The sequence below is a fragment of the Demequina sp. genome (assembly GCF_016278775.1).
Taxonomy (GTDB): Bacteria; Actinomycetota; Actinomycetes; order Actinomycetales; family Demequinaceae; genus Demequina.
Window position 1 is genome coordinate 1 of the sequence record NZ_JADQBF010000067.1, and the last position, 17,682, is coordinate 17,682.

Below are 17,682 nucleotides of genomic sequence, written 5' to 3' on the forward strand. Positions count from 1 at the left end.
CAACTCGAACGGTGGGACGGCGAACAGTGGCTCTCGGCAGGCGAGGTGGGATTGTGCCTTGTCGACTGGGAGTGTGTCGGGGAGGTCACGACCCGGCTCGATGCCGTCAACGACATCGGACTGGGCGCAGTCCCAGGCCAGCCGGGTCCGTCGACACTCATGACCACCGACGGCTTGGGGGACGGGTGGTATCGGCTGACGCAGCGCGCAGCGCTCGATCAGGGCCTTGCCACGGGGATCTTTGAGGTCCGCACGGGCGCGAGCGCCGCACCGCCGCAGCCCCCCGTTGACGAGGTCCGGTTGAGCGTCGAGCCGGCTCTTGTCCCGCCAGACGGCGGCACAGTCCGCGTGTCTACTGTCGTACCACCCGGGCCCGACGGCAGCCTCACGGCAGAGGACATCGCGGAGGTCGACACTGGCCTTGCGTCGTCAGCGCTGGCACAGCGGTGGAACGGTCAGAACTGGATTGACGTGGCTGAGTTGTCCGTGGAACCACGCGACGCCGCACTTGGGGCCGAATGGGGCTCGTACATCACGCTTCCGCCGCTGTCAGAGGGCTCGTACCGGCTTGTCCGCGAGCGATCGGGCGAGCCGCCGGCATGGGGCCTGTTCGCCGTGATCGCAGCAGTGCCAGCGGCCGAGTAGGCGCCGTCACGCCGCCTCTTTCGGCGGCTAGGAACCGGGCCCGTGGCGGCTCTCACCCAGCGAGCACGTTCCACACCGCCTTGGTGCCGGGCCGTTCAGCGTCCTCGTGTATCGGGTCGAGCGAGAACGTCCCGCGGCGCCGCAGCGCCCTGTTCGCCAGGTTGGACGTCCCCGAATGGCGCGAGAAGGCACCAGAGGGCCCCACGCCGTCGTCTTCGATGATGACGCTCAGCCGGCCGTCCTTGGCGGAAATGGTGACGGAACACGACGTCGCATGCGCGTGCCGCGCGGTGTTGGACAACAGCTCACGAATCACGGCGATGATGTCGTCCGAGAGCGTCGGGTCGCTGTCCACGGCGCGCGATGCCGCCCCCCAGTCGTCCACCGACAGGAACGGGACAAAGCCCAGCGAGTCGTGAGCGAGGATGAGTTCGCGTCGCACCCGCTCCGCCAGCGGCTCGGACGTGCGGTCGCCCTGCAATTGGCTCATCACCCCGCGCACCTCCCGCTGGGCGCGCTTGACGTGGTCGAGGGTGGCGGCGAGCCGGTCTCGCGCCTCAGGGGACACGTCGTCCGTGAGTGATTCAAGCTGCATGGCAGTCGCGAACAACTCCTGAGACACGAAGTCGTGAAGGTCATCGGCGATACGCTCGCGCTCCTCCAACAAGTTGGAGACGTTGCGCACGTGAGCGAGTTCGGCGAATTGAAGGGCGAGCGCCGCCTGGTTGGAGAAGCGCTGGGCGGTCGCCAGATCGTGGTCATCGAACGTGTTGTAGTTCTTCTCTCGCCACAGCATCAGCAGCCCAAGCGTGCGCGCACCCGCGAGGAGCGGCGCGTACAGGGTGGGCCCAAAGCCGCGGACGGGATCCAGGATTGTGGGGCCGGGGGGCTCTTGAGCGATGGTGCCTTGGCCGGCGCGAATCACCGACATCGCGAAGCCGTCTGACGGGAGGATCAGCCCCAGCAGTTCGTCTGCCTTCTCGCCGTGAGTGAACTCCATGACCCACTCGTCGTCGATGCCGGGCAGCACAAGCGCGGCAGCAGCCGCCCCCGACAGCTCCTTCGCGGACGCGACGATGCGGGCGATTGCGGTCTCGTCGCCTGGGTTGGCCAGCAACGCGGTGGTGATGGCCTGCGATGCCGCGAGCCAGTTCTCGCGTTCCAGGGACTCCTCGAACAACTGCGCGTTGTCGATCGCCACCGATGCGGCCGCTGCGAGCGTCTGTACGATGGCCTCGTCTTCCGGAGTGAACCCACCCTCCTTGGAGGCCAGGTAGAGGTTTCCGAATACCGAACCACGGGCGCGCAGAGCGCAGCCAAGGAACGAACCGAGCGGGGGGTGCCCCTTGGGGAGTCCGATGAACGCCGGGTGCTCCGTGATCTCGTCGATCACGAGCGTGCCCTCGCTGGGAATCTCGGCAAGGGTGCCGACGCTGTTGGGGGCCCTGTCGATCATTTGCCACACGGTGGTGTCGATGCCTTGGTAGTGGAAGTCGATCGACACGCCGTGCTCGTCCAACACGTTGATCGCGGCCAGCGGCGCTCCGGTGGTCTTCATGGCGGCGTCGAGCATCTTGTTGAGCACAGACGGCAGGTCGAGTTGGCGGTTGAGCGACAGAATCGCGTCGGTGACAGCATCCGTCATGGGGCGCTCCTTTCCACCAGATGGGCTAGCTGCCATCGAGGCTCACCACCCTATCGACCACGTCGAGGATTCCGAGGTCATGGGTCACGATCACGACCGACTTTCCTTGTCGCCGCATGGCGGCCACGAGGGCGCGCAGGGCGTCGATGCCATCGGCGTCGAGGTGTTCAGCTGGCTCGTCAATCAGATGGATGGGGGCTGGGCACAGGACTGCGCGCGCGAGGAGCAGCCGCCGGCGTTCGCCGCCAGAGACCGTGTTTCCTCCAGACCCCAGCCGCGTGTCGAGGCCAGCTGGCAGCGAGTCGAGCCACGGCCCCAGTTGCACGGCCTCGAGCGCGGCACGTGCCTGGTGCTCCGTGACCGCTCCGTCGGCCACACGGAGGTTCTCCAGCAGCGTGGTGCCGAAGAGATGAGCGTCCTCTGGCGTCATGGCGACCACACGGCCGACGGTATCGGGACCGACGGGAGCGCCGCCCACCAAAGCCTTGCCTTGAGCGGGTGCGAGAGCGCCAGCGATCGTCAGCAGCAGCGTGGTCTTGCCGATGCCGGTGCGGCCGACGATGCCGAGCGCGCCGCCTGGCTCGATCGTGGCTGTCACGGGCACCGTGGGGAGCATTCCCGGCCACGCGGCGCTGAGCCCCTCAAGCCGTAGCGGTGCCGTGGCGGGCACGGGGGCGTCGGACGCGGCCAATCCCGGTGCCCCCTCAACCGCCCCACGCGCCATGGCCCCTTCCGGCTCCGCACCGCCCACCATCGCCTGCACCCGGCGCGCGGCCACGGCCGAGCGGAAGGCCTGCTGGACGGCCGCAGGGACGGCGCTGACCGCCTCGAAGGCCGCGAGCGGCAACAGGGTCACCACGGCGGTATCGGTGGGAGGCAGCCCGGCGTGACGCGCTGCGGAGACGGCAAGCCAGAGGGCCAGCACCAGAGCGGCACCTTGGGCGGCCTGCAGTGACGCGGCGGCCCACGCCGCGGGCCGTGCCGACAACTCGGCGGCGTCCTCGGCATCGAGATCGGCGGCGCGGAGCTCGTCTGCGGCGGCCCCGGACGTGCCCCACACCCGGTGTTCTGCGGCGCCATCGATCGCCTCGAGAGTCGCGGTGGAGACCCGTGCTGCTGCTGCCGTGCCCGCGTGCGCTGCCGTGCGGGCGGAGCGCCACGTCATGAGACCAGACAACACGGCGGCTGCCACGAGGCACCCGGCGAGCGTGGCGCCCGCGACGGGCAAGTACGCCGTGGTGATCGCAATCGACAGCAGACTGACGGTGCCTGCCACGCCCAACGGGATGAGCGACCGCACCACGGCGTCGCCCATGGCATCGATGTCGCCGCCCATGCGGGCCACGATGTCGCCGCGACGCAGCCCAAGGACGCGCGAGGCTCCCGTGCGGGCCACTCCTTCGTACGTGCGCGTGCGCAGCGCGACGACGCCGCCCAACGCGGTCTCATGGCTCACCAGGCGCTCGAGGTAGCGGAACAGGCCGCGGGCGATGCCAAAGAAGCGCACCGCGACCGCAGCGAGGCCAAGCTCCGCGGGGGAGGGCATGCCTGCAGCCTTGGCGATCATCCACGCCGCGACGGCCGCGAGGCCCACGGCAGACCCGAGCGCCATGGTCCCCGCGCCGACCGAGAGGAGGACGCGAACCGGCTTCACCTCGGCGTCACGCAGCAGCGCGCGCCAATCCAGCCGCTGCTGCGGCTGCGCGGGGGAGCGAGGCTTCGCAAGCGACCGGGGGGTCACGAGGCGCCCCTGACGGCCGCGGCTCGCACCTCGACCACGGCATCGGCCGCGTCTATCACCAACGGGTCATGCGTCGCAGCGACCACGGTGGCTCCCGCGCGTGCCAGTCCCACGATGCGCTGCACCAGTTGCGACCTGGCCTCGCCGTCCAGGTGCGCGGTCGGCTCGTCGAACAGCAACACGGGGCGGCCGGACGTGAGGGCACGCTCGTACGCCTTGAGTTGTCGCTGACCCAGGCTCAGTTCGCGCCCTTCGGGCCCCAACTCCGGACGTTGGGGAACCCACGCGCATTGGCGGGTCCAGGCGTCGGCGTCGGCGTCGGTCAGGTCGATCTGGTGCCCGGCAACGGTCGCGATCACCGAGCCATGGTCGGGGGCGAGCAGTCCCGCGAGAGCCAGCAGCGCCGTGGACTTGCCCTCGCCGTTGGGGCCGCGTAGCACCGTGAGTTCGCCGGGCTTCGCGCAGACGCTCACCGACGCCGGAGCGTGGCGGGCTCCGTCGGGAGTGGCGACCGACACGTCGGCGAGGCACACGGTGGCCCCTACGAAGTCCGCGACGGCGCCGCCAGGCGTTCCCACCACTGGCGTTGGCTGCTCCAGGATGGAGAACGCCGCGTCGGCCGCTGCGATGCCGTCTGCCGAAGCGTGGAAGTGGGTGCCGACGTTGCGCAAGGGAAGGTAGACCTCCGGCGCGAGAATCAGCACGGCAAGCGCGGTCTCGATCGACACGTTCCCGTCAATCAGGCGGAAGCCGAGGGTGACGGCGACGATTGCGACAGACAGGGTCGTTAACAGTTCCAGCACGAATCCCGAGAGGAACGCGATCCGCAGCGACCCCATCGTCGCGTTCTTGGAGGCGGTGCCCAACTCACGCACCCGCGCAGCTGGACCGCGCTCTCGCCCGAGCGCCCGAAGGGTGGGCACCCCGGCGATGAGGTCGAGAGTGCGCGCGCCCAGGCGTTCCATCGCCTCGAGGTGGCTGCGCGAGCGGTCGCGAGTCACGAGGCCAACGAGGATCATGAACAGCGGCACCAGGGGGAGCGTGAGGGCCACGATGAGCGCCGACAGCCAGTCAAGCCCCAGCACCACTACCAACATGAGCGGCGTGACGGTCGAGGCGAGCATCAGCTGCGGCAGGTAGCGCACAAAGTAGGGCAGCAGCCCGTCGAGGCCCCTCGTGACGGTGGTGACGACCTCGGCTCCCTTGCCAGACGCGATCCAGCGGGGACCCATGCCCGTCGCGTGCGCCACGACAGCCTCGCGGAGTTGCGAGACCACGCGGGTGCCCGCGCGGTGGGCGAGGCGTTCCTGAACCCACACGACCACCACGCGGGCCACGACCACCAGCACGAGCCACGGCAGGCCCTGGGCCAGTTCGCGCGCACCAAGCGGCACGAGAAGCCCCAAGGGGCCGAGGCCGTCCTCCGTCAGTGGTGCAGGAGCCAACACCGGAGCGAGCATGCGGGACACCAGGAGCGCCTGGAACAGGATGGTGAACGCGGTCAGAAAACCAAGCGCCGCCGTCACGATCACGTAACGGCGGGCTGGCCCGATCCGCGCGATGAGGCGCGGGTCGATTGGCTTCATAGAGTCCCTAGTTCTTGTGGAACGTCAACTCATTGTGCTCCGGCATGTGGTCTTCTGAGAGCCGACGTTTGAACACCCAGTATGACCATGCCTGGTAGGCGAGTACGACGGGAGTCATGATGGCGGCTACCCACGTCATCACCACGAGCGTGGTGTGCGAGGAGCGCGCGTTGTCGACCGTGAGGCTGAACGCGGCATCGGTGGTCGACGGCATGACGTCGGGATAGAGCGATCCGAAGATGAGCGTCACCGCTCCGACGATGGCGAGCGCGTTGAACGTGAACGCCAGGCCGAACCTGTCGGTGCGGCTGAACCACGCCGCGCCCATCAGTCCAACAGCGGCGAGCACGAGCGCGCCCCACGTCCAGGCGTTCTCCGAGTAGGCAAGCTGCAGCCACAGGGCCCACACCGCGCCGACCACGACCGCCACGATCGAGGCCTTCCGTGCAAATGGCTTTGCACGGTCGAGCACTGCGCCGGAAGTCTTGAGCGACAGGAAGATCGCGCCGTGGCTCAGGAAGATCGCCAGGGTCACCAGCCCACCCAGCAAGGCGAACGGGTTGAGCAGGTTGAAGAATCCGCCCGTGTAGGTGAAGGTCTCGTCAATGGGCACGCCGCGCACGATGTTGGCGAAGGCGACGCCCCACAGGATCGAGGGGATCCAAGACGAGACGACGATGGCGAGTGTCCACCGGTTGCGCCAGTTCTCGTCGTTGATCTTTGCCCGGTACTCGATGGCCACCGCACGCACAATGAGAGCGAGAAGGATGAGCAGCAACGGCAGGTAGAAGCCGGAGAACAAGGTGGCGTACCACTCGGGGAAGGCCGCGAACGTGGCTCCACCGGCGGTGAGCAGCCACACCTCGTTGCCGTCCCACACGGGGCCGATCGTGTTGATCAGGACCCGCTTGCCCTTGGACGTCTTGCCGACGATCGGCATGAGCATGCCGACGCCGAAGTCGAAGCCCTCGAGCACTAGGTAGCCGGTCCACAGGACCGCGATCAGGATGAACCAGAAATCTGCGAGATTCATGAGTGAAGTTCCTTCCGGCCTAGTACGCGAAGGACAGCGGGCCGTCGCCGTCGTTGTCGCGGGGAGTGGATGCCTCGGCTGTCGGCGCGCCCTCTTGGGCGTAGCGCACGATGAGTCGGTACCAGAAGACGCCGAGTAGGGCGTAGATCAGGGTGAAGGCCACCATCGAGATGGCGACTTCCCATGTGGAGGCGGCGACCGACACGCCGTGCTTGGTGAGCATGTACACCATGTCGGAGCCCGTGGGGTTGGGCGCCACCACAAACGGCTGGCGGCCCATCTCTGTGAAGATCCAGCCGAAGGACGCCGCGATGTACGGCGCGGGAATCGACCACACCGCAAGTCGGGAGAACCACTTCTTGTCGGTGCTGGCGCCCTTGCGGGTGAGCCACAGTGCCGCCAAGGCCGTGACCGCGGAGAACGCGGCGAGTCCGATCATGAGGCGGAACGACCAGTACGTGACGGCGAGGTTGGGGCGGGTGTCGCTCTCAACCTCATAGCCAGCGAGAGCAGGCACCACCGGGTTGGCGGCATCGGAGGTACCGGCGTATTGCCGCTGGAGTTCGTTCAGGCCGGTGACGGTGGCGTCGAAGTTGCCTTCCGCGAGGTAGGAGGTGAAGCCAGGGATCGACAGCACGTGTTGCACAGAGCCTGGGTCGTCGCCCGCCAAGTTGCCAAACGCGAGCAACGAGAATCCTGCCCCTTCTTCCGTCTCCATGATGCCTTCCGCCGCGGCCATCTTCATGGGCTGCTGCTCGAACATCATCTTTGCCTGAATGTCGCCCGTGACGATCACGGCGACTCCGGCGACGATCATCGTCACGGCGCCGAATCGCAGCGCCGTGCGGTACATCGGCAACTCGCCGTCACCCTTGTTCGCCCTGGCCTTCTTGACCATCCAGTAGGCGGCGATGCCTGCAATGAAGGTTCCGGCGACGAGGAATGCGGTGGCGATCACGTGGGGGAACGCGGCAAGGGTGGTGGAGTTGGTGAGGACCGCCCAGATGTCGGTCATCTCCGCTCGACCGGTTTCGGGGTTGAACTCGGTGCCGACGGGGTGCTGCATCCAGGAATTGGCGGCAATGATGAAGTACGCGGAGATGTTGGCGCCGATGGCGAAGAGCCAGATGCTGGTGAGGTGGACCTTCTTGGACAGGCGGTCCCAACCGAAGATCCAGACTCCAAGGAAAGTCGACTCGAGGAAGAAGGCCACGAGGGCCTCCATCGCGAGCGGTGCGCCGAAGATGTCTCCCACGTAGCGGGAGTACTCCGACCAGTTCATGCCGAACTGGAACTCCTGCACGATGCCGGTGGCGACACCCAGCGCGAAGTTGATCAGCAACAACTTTCCGTAAAACTTCGTGAGGCGCAGCCACTTCTCTTTGCCCGTGCGCACCCACATGGTCTGCATGATCGCGACGAGGATCGACAGCCCGATGGTGAGTGGAACGAGGATGAAGTGATAGACGGTAGTGATACCGAACTGCCAGCGCGCCAGCTCCAGCGCTTCCATCGCATGTCCTCCTTAGACGTGTAGCCACAACTTACTCCGGGGGGTATTGCGGGGGACCGGGACTCAAGTCCCGGGTTGGCTTCTCCGCGCCCCTGGTCCCGCATCCCGTGTCCCGGATTTGTCCCGGCTGGTGATTCGAGCCGCGCTGCCCATGAAGCACCATAGTGCCTGCTCTCGCGCCCCCATCTCGCTCCAGCCCCTGTTGGCCGAGCGAGCGGGTCCCGCGTCGCCACCGGGACCTTCCGTGGCCAAGGTCCCGGCACGCGCCCCCTCATCGCTTCTGCGTGCTCGGCCCGCCCGTTCTCGAGCGAGCGGTGGCGTGCTCAACTCGCCATCTGCGTCGGCGCGCCACTACAAAGGCCGCGAATGGTGCGCGGTATGCGACAATGTCCACAGGTCAGCGCTTCACCACACGAAGTGCCCACCACGCGACAGACACACCGGCCTTGGCTGACAGCGGAGAGATCCGCCAGGCGCCGCCCCGGAATGGTCCGCCGCGACCATGAGACTTCCGTCACCGAGAGTGGCGACCGACGTAGACGCCGGGGCCGAGTGTGGTCGGCCCTGACGCTGTGAGGTACCCGCTGTGAGCGAGGACAACACCACCGCCCCCAATGCCGTCATCTTCCAGGCTCCCCAGCCGGCGCCAGAAACCCCAGCAAAGCGTGCACCCCGCCGTGCATCGGCGCCAGCGGGGCCACCGTCGGCCGCGGACAAGCCAGCCCAAGCCGCGAAGTCGACGGCGGCAGCGAAGAAGGACAAGCCCGCTAGCGGCGCTGGCTCGAAGGCCAAGACCAAGGCGAAGGCAGACAGCGACGACGCTGTAGCGGCTGGCGAGGCCAAACGCAAGCGCACTCGCGCCAAGAAGGATCCCGCCGCGTCGAGCGACGGTGAGCAGCCCAAGGACCAGGATTCAAGTCCCAAGGATGCTGCCAACAAGGGCCCCGAGGCTTCGGACAACGACTCAGATGGGGACGACGCAGCAAAGCGCCGACGCCGTCGCGGCGGTCGCGGTCGCGGCAAGAAGCGCGCGGACGGCGATGGTGACGACGGCGACGGCGGCTCGTCACAGCGCGACGATTCCACCTCTGGCGACTCAGGTTCGGGTGACGATTCCTCTTCCGACGACGGCGATGGCTCGGGCACGTCCCGCCGGCGCCGCCGTCGCAGCCGTGGATCCCGCTCTTCGTCCTCCTCGTCCTCAAGCAACAACGACGACCAGCTTCAAGGCTCCACCCGACTGCAGGCCAAGCGCCAGCGTCGGCGCGACTCTCGTGACGGTCAGCGCCGCCGCCCGGTGATCTCGGAGGCCGAGTTCTTGGCCAGGCGCGAGTCCGTCAAGCGCGACATGGTGGTGCGCGAGAAGGACGGCCGCGTGCAAATCGCCGTGCTTGAGGACGACGTATTGGTGGAGCACTACGTGAGCCACCAGGCGGATTCGTCCATGGCTGGCAACGTGTACCTGGGCCGCGTGCAGAACGTGCTCCCTGGCATGGAAGCCGCGTTCGTGGACGTGGGCCGGGGCCGCAACGCCGTGCTGTACGCAGGCGAGGTCAACTGGGACGCCGCCGGGCTCGACGGCAAGCCCAAGCGCATCGAACTCGCCCTCAAGCCGGGCGACACGGTCATGGTGCAGGTCACCAAGGATCCGATCGGCCACAAGGGCGCACGCGTCACGTCGCAGATCTCTCTCGCCGGACGCTTCCTGGTGTACGTGCCTGCAGGGGGAGTGACCGGCATCAGCCGCAAGCTTCCCGACACCGAGCGCAACCGCCTCAAGAAGCTGCTGCGCGAAGTGATCCCCGCCGACGCTGGCGTCATTGTGCGCACGGCCGCAGAGGGGGCCTCCGAGGAGGAGTTGCGCGCGGACGTCGAGCGACTGAAGCGTCAGTGGGAGTCGATCGAAGTCGAGGCCAAGGGAGGCAAGGCCCCGCAGCTGTTGCGCGGCGAGCCGGATATGGCCATCCGCGTGGTGCGCGACATCTTCAACGAAGACTTCGAGTCGCTCACGATTCAGGGCGAGGACACCTGGAACTCGCTCAGCGCTTACGTGGGACAGGTCGCTACCGACCTGGCGCCGCGCCTTCACAAGTTTGTGGGCGAAGGCGACGTGTTCACGGCGCATCGCATCGACGAACAACTCACCAAAGGCATGGACCGCAAGGTCTGGCTGCCCTCCGGCGGCTCGCTCGTCATTGACCGCACCGAGGCTATGACAGTGGTGGACGTCAACACCGGCAAGTTTGTGGGCAAGGGCGGCACGCTCGAAGAGACCATGACCCTCAACAACCTTGAGGCCGCGGAAGAGATCGTGCGCCAGTTGAGGCTGCGCGACATCGGCGGCATCATCGTGATCGACTTTGTGGACATGCTGCTTGAGGCCAACCGCGACCGCGTGTTGCGCCGCCTCATCGAGTGCCTGTCGCGAGACCGCACCAAGCACCAGGTGGCGGAAGTCACCTCGCTTGGCCTGGTGCAGATGACGCGCAAGCGCGTGGGCCAGGGCCTGGTCGAGGCGTTCTCCGAAACCTGTGACCACTGCAAGGGTCGTGGGTTCTTGGTGCAAGGCGAGCCCGTTGGCGAAGCCACCGAGAAGCAGCCCGAGCAGCCGCGCAGGCGAGGCTCCCGCAGCACTGCGGGAAAGGCCAAAGCCGAGGAGCCCAAGCCAGCCGCGGATGTTCCTGCACTCGACCAGCGCGACGAGTCGCGTGAAATCGTGAAGGCCACTCTGGCGTCCATCGCCGCCGCGGCCGAGAAGGCACACCACGCGAACGAGGGCGAGCCAGCGCACGCCGACTCTACTGAGGCGACTGAGGAGCAGCCTGCCACCGAGCAGCCCGCCACAGAGCAGCCTGCAACCGAGCAGCCCGCCACGCCGGAACCGGCTGACGAGGACGCCTCTCAGTAGGGGGACGTCGCCAGCAACAGCCTGCCGTCAACGGTGATGATCGCTGCACCGGTGGTGAAGAACCGCTCGGGCACCGCGATCACGCTCCCGCCGTCTTCATAGGCGAGCGCCACCGCGCCGGTGACGATGTTGTGCACCCGCATGGTGGTCCCATCGCGCGTGTAGACGAGCGCGCCTCGTGCCGCATGCAGCACGGGTTTGTCCGCGGTGGGAATCGCCCACAGGGCCACGCCGTCGAGGTCGATCGCGCGCATGCCGTCTGCAGACGTGACAACAACGGTGGACGTGGTGGGGTCGATGACCGCGTCGAGAATCCCCTCGGCGATCACCTGGCCGGTGTCCATGCGGACGAGCGCGCGTGTTCCCGCGCCGTCCTCGAGGATGAGCAGGCCGTCACGTAGCTCGCTATCGGTGGCCACCGTGACCGTGCCAGCCCACGTGGGATCGTTCACCGCCCACCGGACAGTGCCGTCGTGCGCGTCGCGCAACTCGACGCGGCCCTGCGTCTCGACCAGCGCTTGGCCGTCAGACTCTCCCAGCGTGCGCTCATCCTCGGCGCCGCCCCACGTGAGGGGAGAGCCGGTGTCAGGGTGAAGCGCCACGGCCGCCCCGGCGTCATCCCCTTGCGCGCCAGGCGAGGGGGAGAAGACGATGCCTGGGCCCGTGAGATGCCCCGGCACCTCGATGGGCCCCCACGCCAGATCCCCTGTGCCGAGGTGGTAGGCCGTCGCAGTGGTCGTCGAAGAGTCGGCAACCTCGTCGGTGATCACCGCGAGGGGATCGCCTTGAGAGGTGCGCGTCAGGGCGACGTCCGCACCGAGCGCGCGTTGCACCGTCCACAGCGCCTCGCCGTCAACGCGGATGGCCGTGAACTCCACGAGCCCGTCGCGCTCCACCGGCCCCAGGACGATCCCGTCGAGTTCGAGCGGCGGTGCGGTCCAGGAAGGGTCAACGACGTCGGCGTCCTCAAGAGCGAGCGGCATCCGCACGTCCGCGGTGTCGACCGGAGAGGGCTGCGCCGCAGGAGCGTACGGCTCGCGCGTCGGGCTCGGCTCCTGTGCGGGCGAGGGGCTCTCCGCGGTAGTGGGCGCCGCGGTCTGGCTCTCCTCGGTAGCAGCGGTGCAGGCGGCAAGGGTGACGACCACGGCGAGGACTCCAGCGATCATGCGGGTTACGCGAGTCACGAGACCTCCTGGTGATCGGCGGCACTGGCCGCCACGTCGGCGGCCGCGCGGCGGCGGTTGCGTGCACGGGCCCGGTGCCACGCCACCAGCACGAGCGCAGCGACCACCAGCACGGCGACGACGTCCACGAGGGGGTTCGACAGCAGCGACGCCTGGGCGGTGAGCCACGACACGGCGTCGCTCGGCACCAGCTCCGGTACGCCCACGAGGCCGTTGGTGGCCCAGAACACGACACCTACCAGCACAATCAACGCACCGGTCGCCACCGATGTGGTGTGGAACTGGCGACCCTTGATGGTGAATCCGCGGCCCCGGAGCGCCCGCTGACCGTGCGCGCCCAACCGCTGCCACGACGCGGCGAGCACCATGAGCGGCACCACCATTCCCGCTCCGTAGACGGCGAGCAGCAACCCCGATCCGACCGCATCACCCTGCGCGGCGGCCAGCGTGAGGACGGCCCCCAAGATGGGTCCGGCGCAAAACCCGGCGATGCCTCCCACCATGCCGAGCAGAAGACTCTTCACCAGGCCGGTGCTGCGCGCGGCGTTGTGCCTCACTGCGTCCGCGCCTGGCATCAGCCGCGAAGGATCGAAGCCCAGCCCGAACATCTGCGCCACCCCCAGCACGATGAGCAAGACGGAGGCCGCCACGATGATGGTCTCGCGTTGAGACACGAACAGTGAGCCGAGGGCGCCAGCCCCGACGCCGAGCGGCACCAGGATGACCAGCAGGCCTGCGTAGAACACGGCTCCGTGTCCCAACAGGCGCGTGCGTGCGCCGACGGTCGAGGCGAAGAACGCGGGCAGGAGGAGCGCACCGCAGGGGCTCAGGAGCGCGAGGGTTCCGCCAAGGAACGCGGTGACGAGGCCGATCTCCACTAGCCGGTCGCCTCAGCCAGGGCACGCTCAAAGGCCTCGACAAAGACGGGTGTGGGTTGCGCACCCACCATCGGCTCGCCGCCCATGACGAACGTGGGGGTCGAGAACGCGCCGAGCCCGATGCCGAGCTCTTGGTTGCGAGTCACCTCTGCGGCGGTGGCGTCATCCGCCATGTCGGACGTGAAGCGCTGCACGTCGAGCGACAGTCGTTCGGCGAGGCTGACCAAGGCATCCTCCGTGAGGTCGCCGGGAGAGCGGTGTTTGCCGTCGGCATAGAGCTCGTGGTGGTACTCCCAGAACTGTCCCTGCAGGCCGGCGGCGTAGGCGGCCCGTGCGGCCCTTTCGGAGTCGCGGCCGTAGACGTTGACATCGCGCCACTCGATGCGTAGGTCGCCGTTGTCGACGTACTCCATCATCACGGGCAGGGTCTCGGCGCTCCACCTGGCACAGAACTGGCACTGGTAGTCGGAGAACACCACCATCACCACGGGGGCGTCGACGGCGCCGATGGCCAGAACGTCTTCAGGGTCGCGACGCTCGGCGCCAGCGAAGCTCACCTCTGCGGGTCCCTCGACCTCGGTGGGGGGACCGTCGGCTGGTGTGACTTGCGGGGACGGGTTGCCGCTCGCCGTGGCGGTACTGGGTTCGACGACAGCCGTTTCCCTGTCGGCACCAGCGGCGTTGCTGCCCACGACGAAGGCGATGAGGGCGATAGCGACGACGCCGACGACGGTGGGAACCACCCATGCGGGGGTGCCGCGGGTGTGGGGGCTGGGGGACATGCAATTCCTTACGTGTGGTCAGGGTGTGGTTCGATGGCGGTGATCTCGATGAGGCCCCCGATGAAGGGCCTCGCGCCACGGTGCACCAGATCGCCAACGAGGGAGCAGTGCAAAAGGATTCCCTAGGGTTTCCAGAATCGCCGCGCCGTTTGACCAGAAGCGTGACGGGGCGGTATCTTTATCAGTCGGCGCGCAAGCGCCCAGCCCTGCCTGCGCCCTCCCAGGGGAGCGGCTGCGGCGGGACCCCTGGCTCATCTGGGCCGCGAGTAAACGAGCTTCAAGAGGAAGTCATCATGGTGTACGCGATTGTCAAGGCCGGCGGCCGTCAGGAGAAGGTATCCGTGGGCGACGTCGTCGTCGTGGACCGTCTTCAAGCGAAGACCGGCGCCTCCGTCGAGCTTCCCGCTCTGCTGCTGGTCGACGGTGACAAGGTCACCTCGGCTTCCAAGGACCTCGCCAAGATCAAGGTCACCGCAGAGGTAGTGCGCGACGAGCGTGGACCCAAGATCCACATCCTCAAGTTTAAGAACAAGACCGGCTACCGCAAGCGCCAGGGCCACCGTCAGGATCTGACGCGGCTCAAGGTCACGGGCATCAAGTAAGCGAGGACTGAACCATGGCACACAAAAAGGGCGCGAGTTCCTCGCGCAACGGTCGCGATTCGAACGCTCAGTACCTCGGCGTGAAGCGCTTTGGCGGCCAGGTCGTCAACGCTGGCGAGATCCTGATCCGCCAGCGCGGCACCCACTTCCACCCGGGCCTCAACGTGGGTCGCGGCAAGGATGACACCCTGTTCGCCCTCGAGGCAGGTGCGGTGGAGTTCTCTCAGCGTCGTGGCCGCAAGGTCATTGACGTGGTCGCCAGCTAAAACCCTCAGACTTCTTCAACAGGGGCGTCACCGGTGGTGGCGCCCCTGTTGCCTTTTCTCGTACCGTCGATTCCAAGGAGGAGCCATGGCCACGTTCGTTGACCGCGTGACGTTGCACGTGACCGCTGGCTCCGGTGGGCACGGCGTCGCCTCCGTTCACCGCGAGAAGTTCAAGCCCTTGGGTGGTCCAGACGGCGGCAACGGCGGGCGCGGCGGCTCCGTCATCGTCGTCGTCGACGCCCAGATGACCACCCTGCTCGACTATCACCACGCGCCTCACCGCAAGGCCAACAACGGCAAGCAGGGTGCAGGCGACATGCGCCACGGCGCCAACGCCGACGACCTTCGCCTGGCCGTGCCCAACGGCACCATGGTGGTGAGCCCCGAGGGCGAGGTGCTGGCCGACCTGGTGGGAGACGGCGCAGAGTACGTGGTCGCCCGAGGCGGTCGCGGGGGACTCGGCAACGCCGCGCTTGCCACCCAGAAGCGCAAGGCCCCCGGCTTCGCGCTGCTGGGAGAGGACGGCGAAGAGGCCACCGTTGTGCTCGAGCTCAAGTCGATCGCCGATGTGGCGCTCGTGGGCTACCCAAGTTCAGGCAAGTCCTCGCTGATCGCGGCCATGAGCGCCGTGCGCCCCAAGATCGCCGACTACCCGTTCACCACGTTGGTTCCCAACCTCGGCGTGGTGGAGACGGGCGGCGGTCGCTTCACGATGGCGGACGTGCCGGGGCTGATCCCCGGGGCGTCCGAAGGCAAGGGCCTCGGCCACGACTTTCTGAGGCACATCGAGCGCTGCTCGGTGATCGCTCACGTGCTGGACACCGCCACGCTCGAGTCCGACAGGGACCCGCTGCGCGACCTCGAGGCCATCTCGAACGAGTTGCGCGCCTACTCGGGCGACGCCCACATCGCGGGCGTGCCGCTGGCCGAGCGCCCCCAAGTGATCGTGCTCAACAAGATCGACATCCCTGACGGCCGGGAACTGGCCGCGATGGTGCGTGCGGAACTGGACGCGATGGGCATGCCGGTATTCGAGGTCAGTGCCGTCAGCCACGAGGGACTGCGCGAGCTCGGCTTCGCGCTCGCGGACATGGTGGCCCACGAGCGCGCCAAGGCCCCCGTGCTGGAGAAGGCCCCCATCGTGGTGCGCCCTCGCGCCGTCAACGAGACCGGCTTCACCGTGACGCACGTGCGCGACGGCGCGGAGGAGTACTTCCAAGTCCGCGGCGCCAAGCCGGAACGCTGGGTGGGGCAGACCAACTTTGCGAACGACGAGGCCGTCGGCTACCTCGCCGACCGGCTCGCGCGCATCGGCGTGGAGACGGAACTGTTCGCCGCTGGAGCCGTGCCCGGCGCCCAAGTGGTGATTGGCGACCGGGACACCGGCGTCGTCTTCGATTGGGAGCCGACGATGGCCGCGGGGGCCGAACTGCTGGGCAGGCGCGGCACCGACCTGCGCGTCGAAGAGATGGAACGCAACGCCCGCGCCACGCGTGCGGAGAAGCGTGCGGAGCACAAGGAACGCATGGACGCGAAGTCTGCGGCGCGTGAGGAGCTGTGGAACGAGCGGGGTGCGGGACACTGGACCGACCCTGCCAAGGAAGACTGACCGGAGGAAACGTGGGCGAGCTGCGTGGCGTCATCGCTGATGCGAGGCGCGTCGTGGTGAAGATCGGCTCCTCGTCGCTGACGGGGCCGGACGGCCACCTGTCGCGTGAGGCCATCACCGCGCTGACCGACGTGCTCGCGGCAGAACGCCTCGCGGGACGTCAGATCATCCTGGTGACGTCAGGCGCCATCGCGGCGGGCATCGGCCCCATGGGCCTTCCCAGGAGGCCCCGCGACCTCGAAATGCAACAGGCCGCGGCGTCGGTGGGGCAGGGCCTGCTGGTCGCCGCCTACTCGGAAGCCTTCGCCCGCCACGGCCTGACCACCGGCCAGGTGCTGCTCACGAGCGATGACATGATGCGCCGCACCCACTACGGCAACGCCCAGCGCGCCCTCAACAGGCTGCTGGACCTCGGCATCGTGCCCATTGTCAACGAAAACGACACCGTCGCGACCGACGAGATCCGCTTTGGCGACAACGACCGCCTGGCCGCCCTGGTCGCCACCGTGTCGCACGCCGACGCCCTGGTGCTGCTCACGGACGTGGACGGCCTCTACACCGCCGCCCCGGACACCCCTGGCGCCGAGCGCATCGTGGACGTGAGCAACCCGAGCGACGTCGCGGGCATCGACATTTCGCGGCGCGGGCACGCCCTGGGCACGGGCGGCATGATCACCAAGCTTGAGGCGGCATCGCTCGCGACCACGTCTGGCGTTGCCGTGGTGTTGACTTCTGCCGAGCAGGCGGCAGACGCGCTCGCCGGGCACCCCGTGGGCACGCTGTTCCACGTGACAGGCAAGCGCGACACCACGCGGCTGCAGTGGCTCGCCCACGCGGCGCAGGTGCGAGGGGCCTTGGTGCTGGACGACGGCGCGGCGAGGGCCGTGCGCGGGCGGCGGGCGTCACTGCTGGCCGCTGGCGTGGTGGAGGTGCGCGGAGGCTTCGCTGCGGGGGAGCCGGTGGCGTTGCTGACGCGGGCAGGCACCGTGGTGGCGCGGGGCTTCGCCGGGTTTTCCGCCGAGGAGGCCGAGCTGATGAAGGGCCTCTCGACCGGGGCACTGCGCGAGCGCCTAGGTGAGGCCTACGCGCGCGAGCTCATCCACATCGACGACCTCGTGGTGCTGTAGGCGGCGCTCGCGCCAGGTGGCTCCGGTTGCCGCGACTGCCAGCCCCGGCCGCCGCGCTCGCGGACCCCGACACCCGACCCCCCGGACGGTGCGAACCAATCTGAGTCCCGACACGCCGGGTTTCGCGTAGGTGTGGCGGCGAGTCGGGGTGTTTCACGGTCAG

Annotated in this window: 14 protein-coding genes; 6 read left to right on the top strand and 8 right to left on the bottom strand. The window is 68.0% G+C overall.

Translation table 11 applies throughout. The features are described from left to right. On the top strand, positions 1 to 645 hold a 645-nt coding region (locus tag QZZ33_RS07790), incomplete at its 5' end, for a hypothetical protein (RefSeq protein WP_291379211.1). Between the two features lie 52 nt (positions 646 to 697). Here the strand turns inward: QZZ33_RS07790 and QZZ33_RS07795 are convergent. Genes QZZ33_RS07795 through QZZ33_RS07815 form a run of 5 tightly spaced genes read right to left on the bottom strand, consistent with a single transcriptional unit; the run spans position 698 to position 8,163 of the window. Next, a complete protein-coding gene (locus QZZ33_RS07795) occupies positions 698 to 2,290 on the bottom strand; it encodes a GAF domain-containing protein (RefSeq protein WP_291379212.1) in 1,593 nt (530 codons plus the stop codon). Positions 2,291 to 2,315: 25 nt separating this feature from the next. After that, complete coding sequence (gene cydC / locus QZZ33_RS07800; RefSeq protein ID WP_291379213.1) at positions 2,316 to 4,031, bottom strand: thiol reductant ABC exporter subunit CydC; 1,716 nt, start codon at positions 4,029 to 4,031, stop codon at positions 2,316 to 2,318. Beyond that, the gene (locus tag QZZ33_RS07805; RefSeq protein WP_291379214.1) at positions 4,028 to 5,617 is read right to left on the bottom strand and encodes an ABC transporter transmembrane domain-containing protein; all 1,590 of its coding nucleotides are present in this window, start codon (positions 5,615 to 5,617) and stop codon (positions 4,028 to 4,030) included. Before QZZ33_RS07805 ends, cydC begins: the two co-directional genes overlap by 4 nt. Before the next feature lie 7 nt (positions 5,618 to 5,624). Then, positions 5,625 to 6,650: a cytochrome d ubiquinol oxidase subunit II gene (gene cydB, locus QZZ33_RS07810; RefSeq protein ID WP_291379215.1), complete on the bottom strand. Its 1,026-nt coding sequence runs from the start codon at positions 6,648 to 6,650 to the stop codon at positions 5,625 to 5,627. A gap of 19 nt (positions 6,651 to 6,669) precedes the next feature. Then, the gene (locus tag QZZ33_RS07815) at positions 6,670 to 8,163 is read right to left on the bottom strand and encodes a cytochrome ubiquinol oxidase subunit I (protein WP_291379216.1); all 1,494 of its coding nucleotides are present in this window, start codon (positions 8,161 to 8,163) and stop codon (positions 6,670 to 6,672) included. Positions 8,164 to 8,749: 586 nt separating this feature from the next. Here QZZ33_RS07815 and QZZ33_RS07820 point away from each other — a divergent pair. Beyond that, entirely contained in the window at positions 8,750 to 11,071 is a 2,322-nt protein-coding gene (locus QZZ33_RS07820; RefSeq protein ID WP_366475835.1) for an Rne/Rng family ribonuclease, read from the top strand. Here the strand turns inward: QZZ33_RS07820 and QZZ33_RS07825 are convergent. Genes QZZ33_RS07825 through QZZ33_RS07835 form a run of 3 tightly spaced genes read right to left on the bottom strand, consistent with a single transcriptional unit; the run spans position 11,065 to position 13,915 of the window. Further along, the gene (locus tag QZZ33_RS07825) at positions 11,065 to 12,255 is read right to left on the bottom strand and encodes a hypothetical protein (protein WP_291379217.1); all 1,191 of its coding nucleotides are present in this window, start codon (positions 12,253 to 12,255) and stop codon (positions 11,065 to 11,067) included. The genes QZZ33_RS07820 and QZZ33_RS07825 overlap by 7 nt on opposite strands. Continuing rightward, complete coding sequence (locus tag QZZ33_RS07830; RefSeq protein WP_291379218.1) at positions 12,252 to 13,133, bottom strand: cytochrome c biogenesis CcdA family protein; 882 nt, start codon at positions 13,131 to 13,133, stop codon at positions 12,252 to 12,254. Before QZZ33_RS07830 ends, QZZ33_RS07825 begins: the two co-directional genes overlap by 4 nt. Further along, positions 13,133 to 13,915 carry a thioredoxin domain-containing protein gene (locus QZZ33_RS07835; RefSeq protein ID WP_291379219.1) on the bottom strand — a complete coding sequence of 261 codons (783 nt, stop codon included), beginning with the start codon at positions 13,913 to 13,915 and terminating at the stop codon, positions 13,133 to 13,135. The genes QZZ33_RS07830 and QZZ33_RS07835 overlap by 1 nt, the downstream gene beginning before the upstream one ends. 293 nt (positions 13,916 to 14,208) lie before the next feature. Between QZZ33_RS07835 and rplU the strand changes: the two genes are divergently transcribed. From rplU to proB, 4 genes are all read left to right on the top strand, one after another. Continuing rightward, positions 14,209 to 14,517: a 50S ribosomal protein L21 gene (rplU, locus tag QZZ33_RS07840; protein WP_291379220.1), complete on the top strand. Its 309-nt coding sequence runs from the start codon at positions 14,209 to 14,211 to the stop codon at positions 14,515 to 14,517. A 14-nt stretch (positions 14,518 to 14,531) separates the two neighbouring features. Then, on the top strand, positions 14,532 to 14,783 hold the full coding sequence (gene rpmA, locus QZZ33_RS07845) for a 50S ribosomal protein L27 (protein ID WP_291379221.1): 252 nt from the start codon (positions 14,532 to 14,534) through the stop codon (positions 14,781 to 14,783). An 85-nt stretch (positions 14,784 to 14,868) separates the two neighbouring features. Continuing rightward, positions 14,869 to 16,392 (top strand): GTPase ObgE, encoded by a 1,524-nt coding sequence (gene obgE, locus QZZ33_RS07850; RefSeq protein WP_291379222.1) that lies wholly within the window; start codon positions 14,869 to 14,871, stop codon positions 16,390 to 16,392. 11 nt (positions 16,393 to 16,403) lie between these two features. Beyond that, positions 16,404 to 17,519: a glutamate 5-kinase gene (proB, locus tag QZZ33_RS07855; protein ID WP_291379223.1), complete on the top strand. Its 1,116-nt coding sequence runs from the start codon at positions 16,404 to 16,406 to the stop codon at positions 17,517 to 17,519. Positions 17,520 to 17,682 lie beyond the last annotated feature (163 nt).

Coding starts and splice junctions, on each gene's coding strand:
- QZZ33_RS07795 (WP_291379212.1), bottom strand. CDS start 2,290: ATGACGGATGCTGTCACCGACGCGATTCTGTCGCTCAACCGCCAACTC.
- QZZ33_RS07805 (WP_291379214.1), bottom strand. CDS start 5,617: ATGAAGCCAATCGACCCGCGCCTCATCGCGCGGATCGGGCCAGCCCGC.
- cydB (WP_291379215.1), bottom strand. CDS start 6,650: ATGAATCTCGCAGATTTCTGGTTCATCCTGATCGCGGTCCTGTGGACC.
- QZZ33_RS07815 (WP_291379216.1), bottom strand. CDS start 8,163: ATGGAAGCGCTGGAGCTGGCGCGCTGGCAGTTCGGTATCACTACCGTC.
- QZZ33_RS07835 (WP_291379219.1), bottom strand. CDS start 13,915: ATGTCCCCCAGCCCCCACACCCGCGGCACCCCCGCATGGGTGGTTCCC.
- rplU (WP_291379220.1), top strand. CDS start 14,209: ATGGTGTACGCGATTGTCAAGGCCGGCGGCCGTCAGGAGAAGGTATCC.
- rpmA (WP_291379221.1), top strand. CDS start 14,532: ATGGCACACAAAAAGGGCGCGAGTTCCTCGCGCAACGGTCGCGATTCG.
- obgE (WP_291379222.1), top strand. CDS start 14,869: ATGGCCACGTTCGTTGACCGCGTGACGTTGCACGTGACCGCTGGCTCC.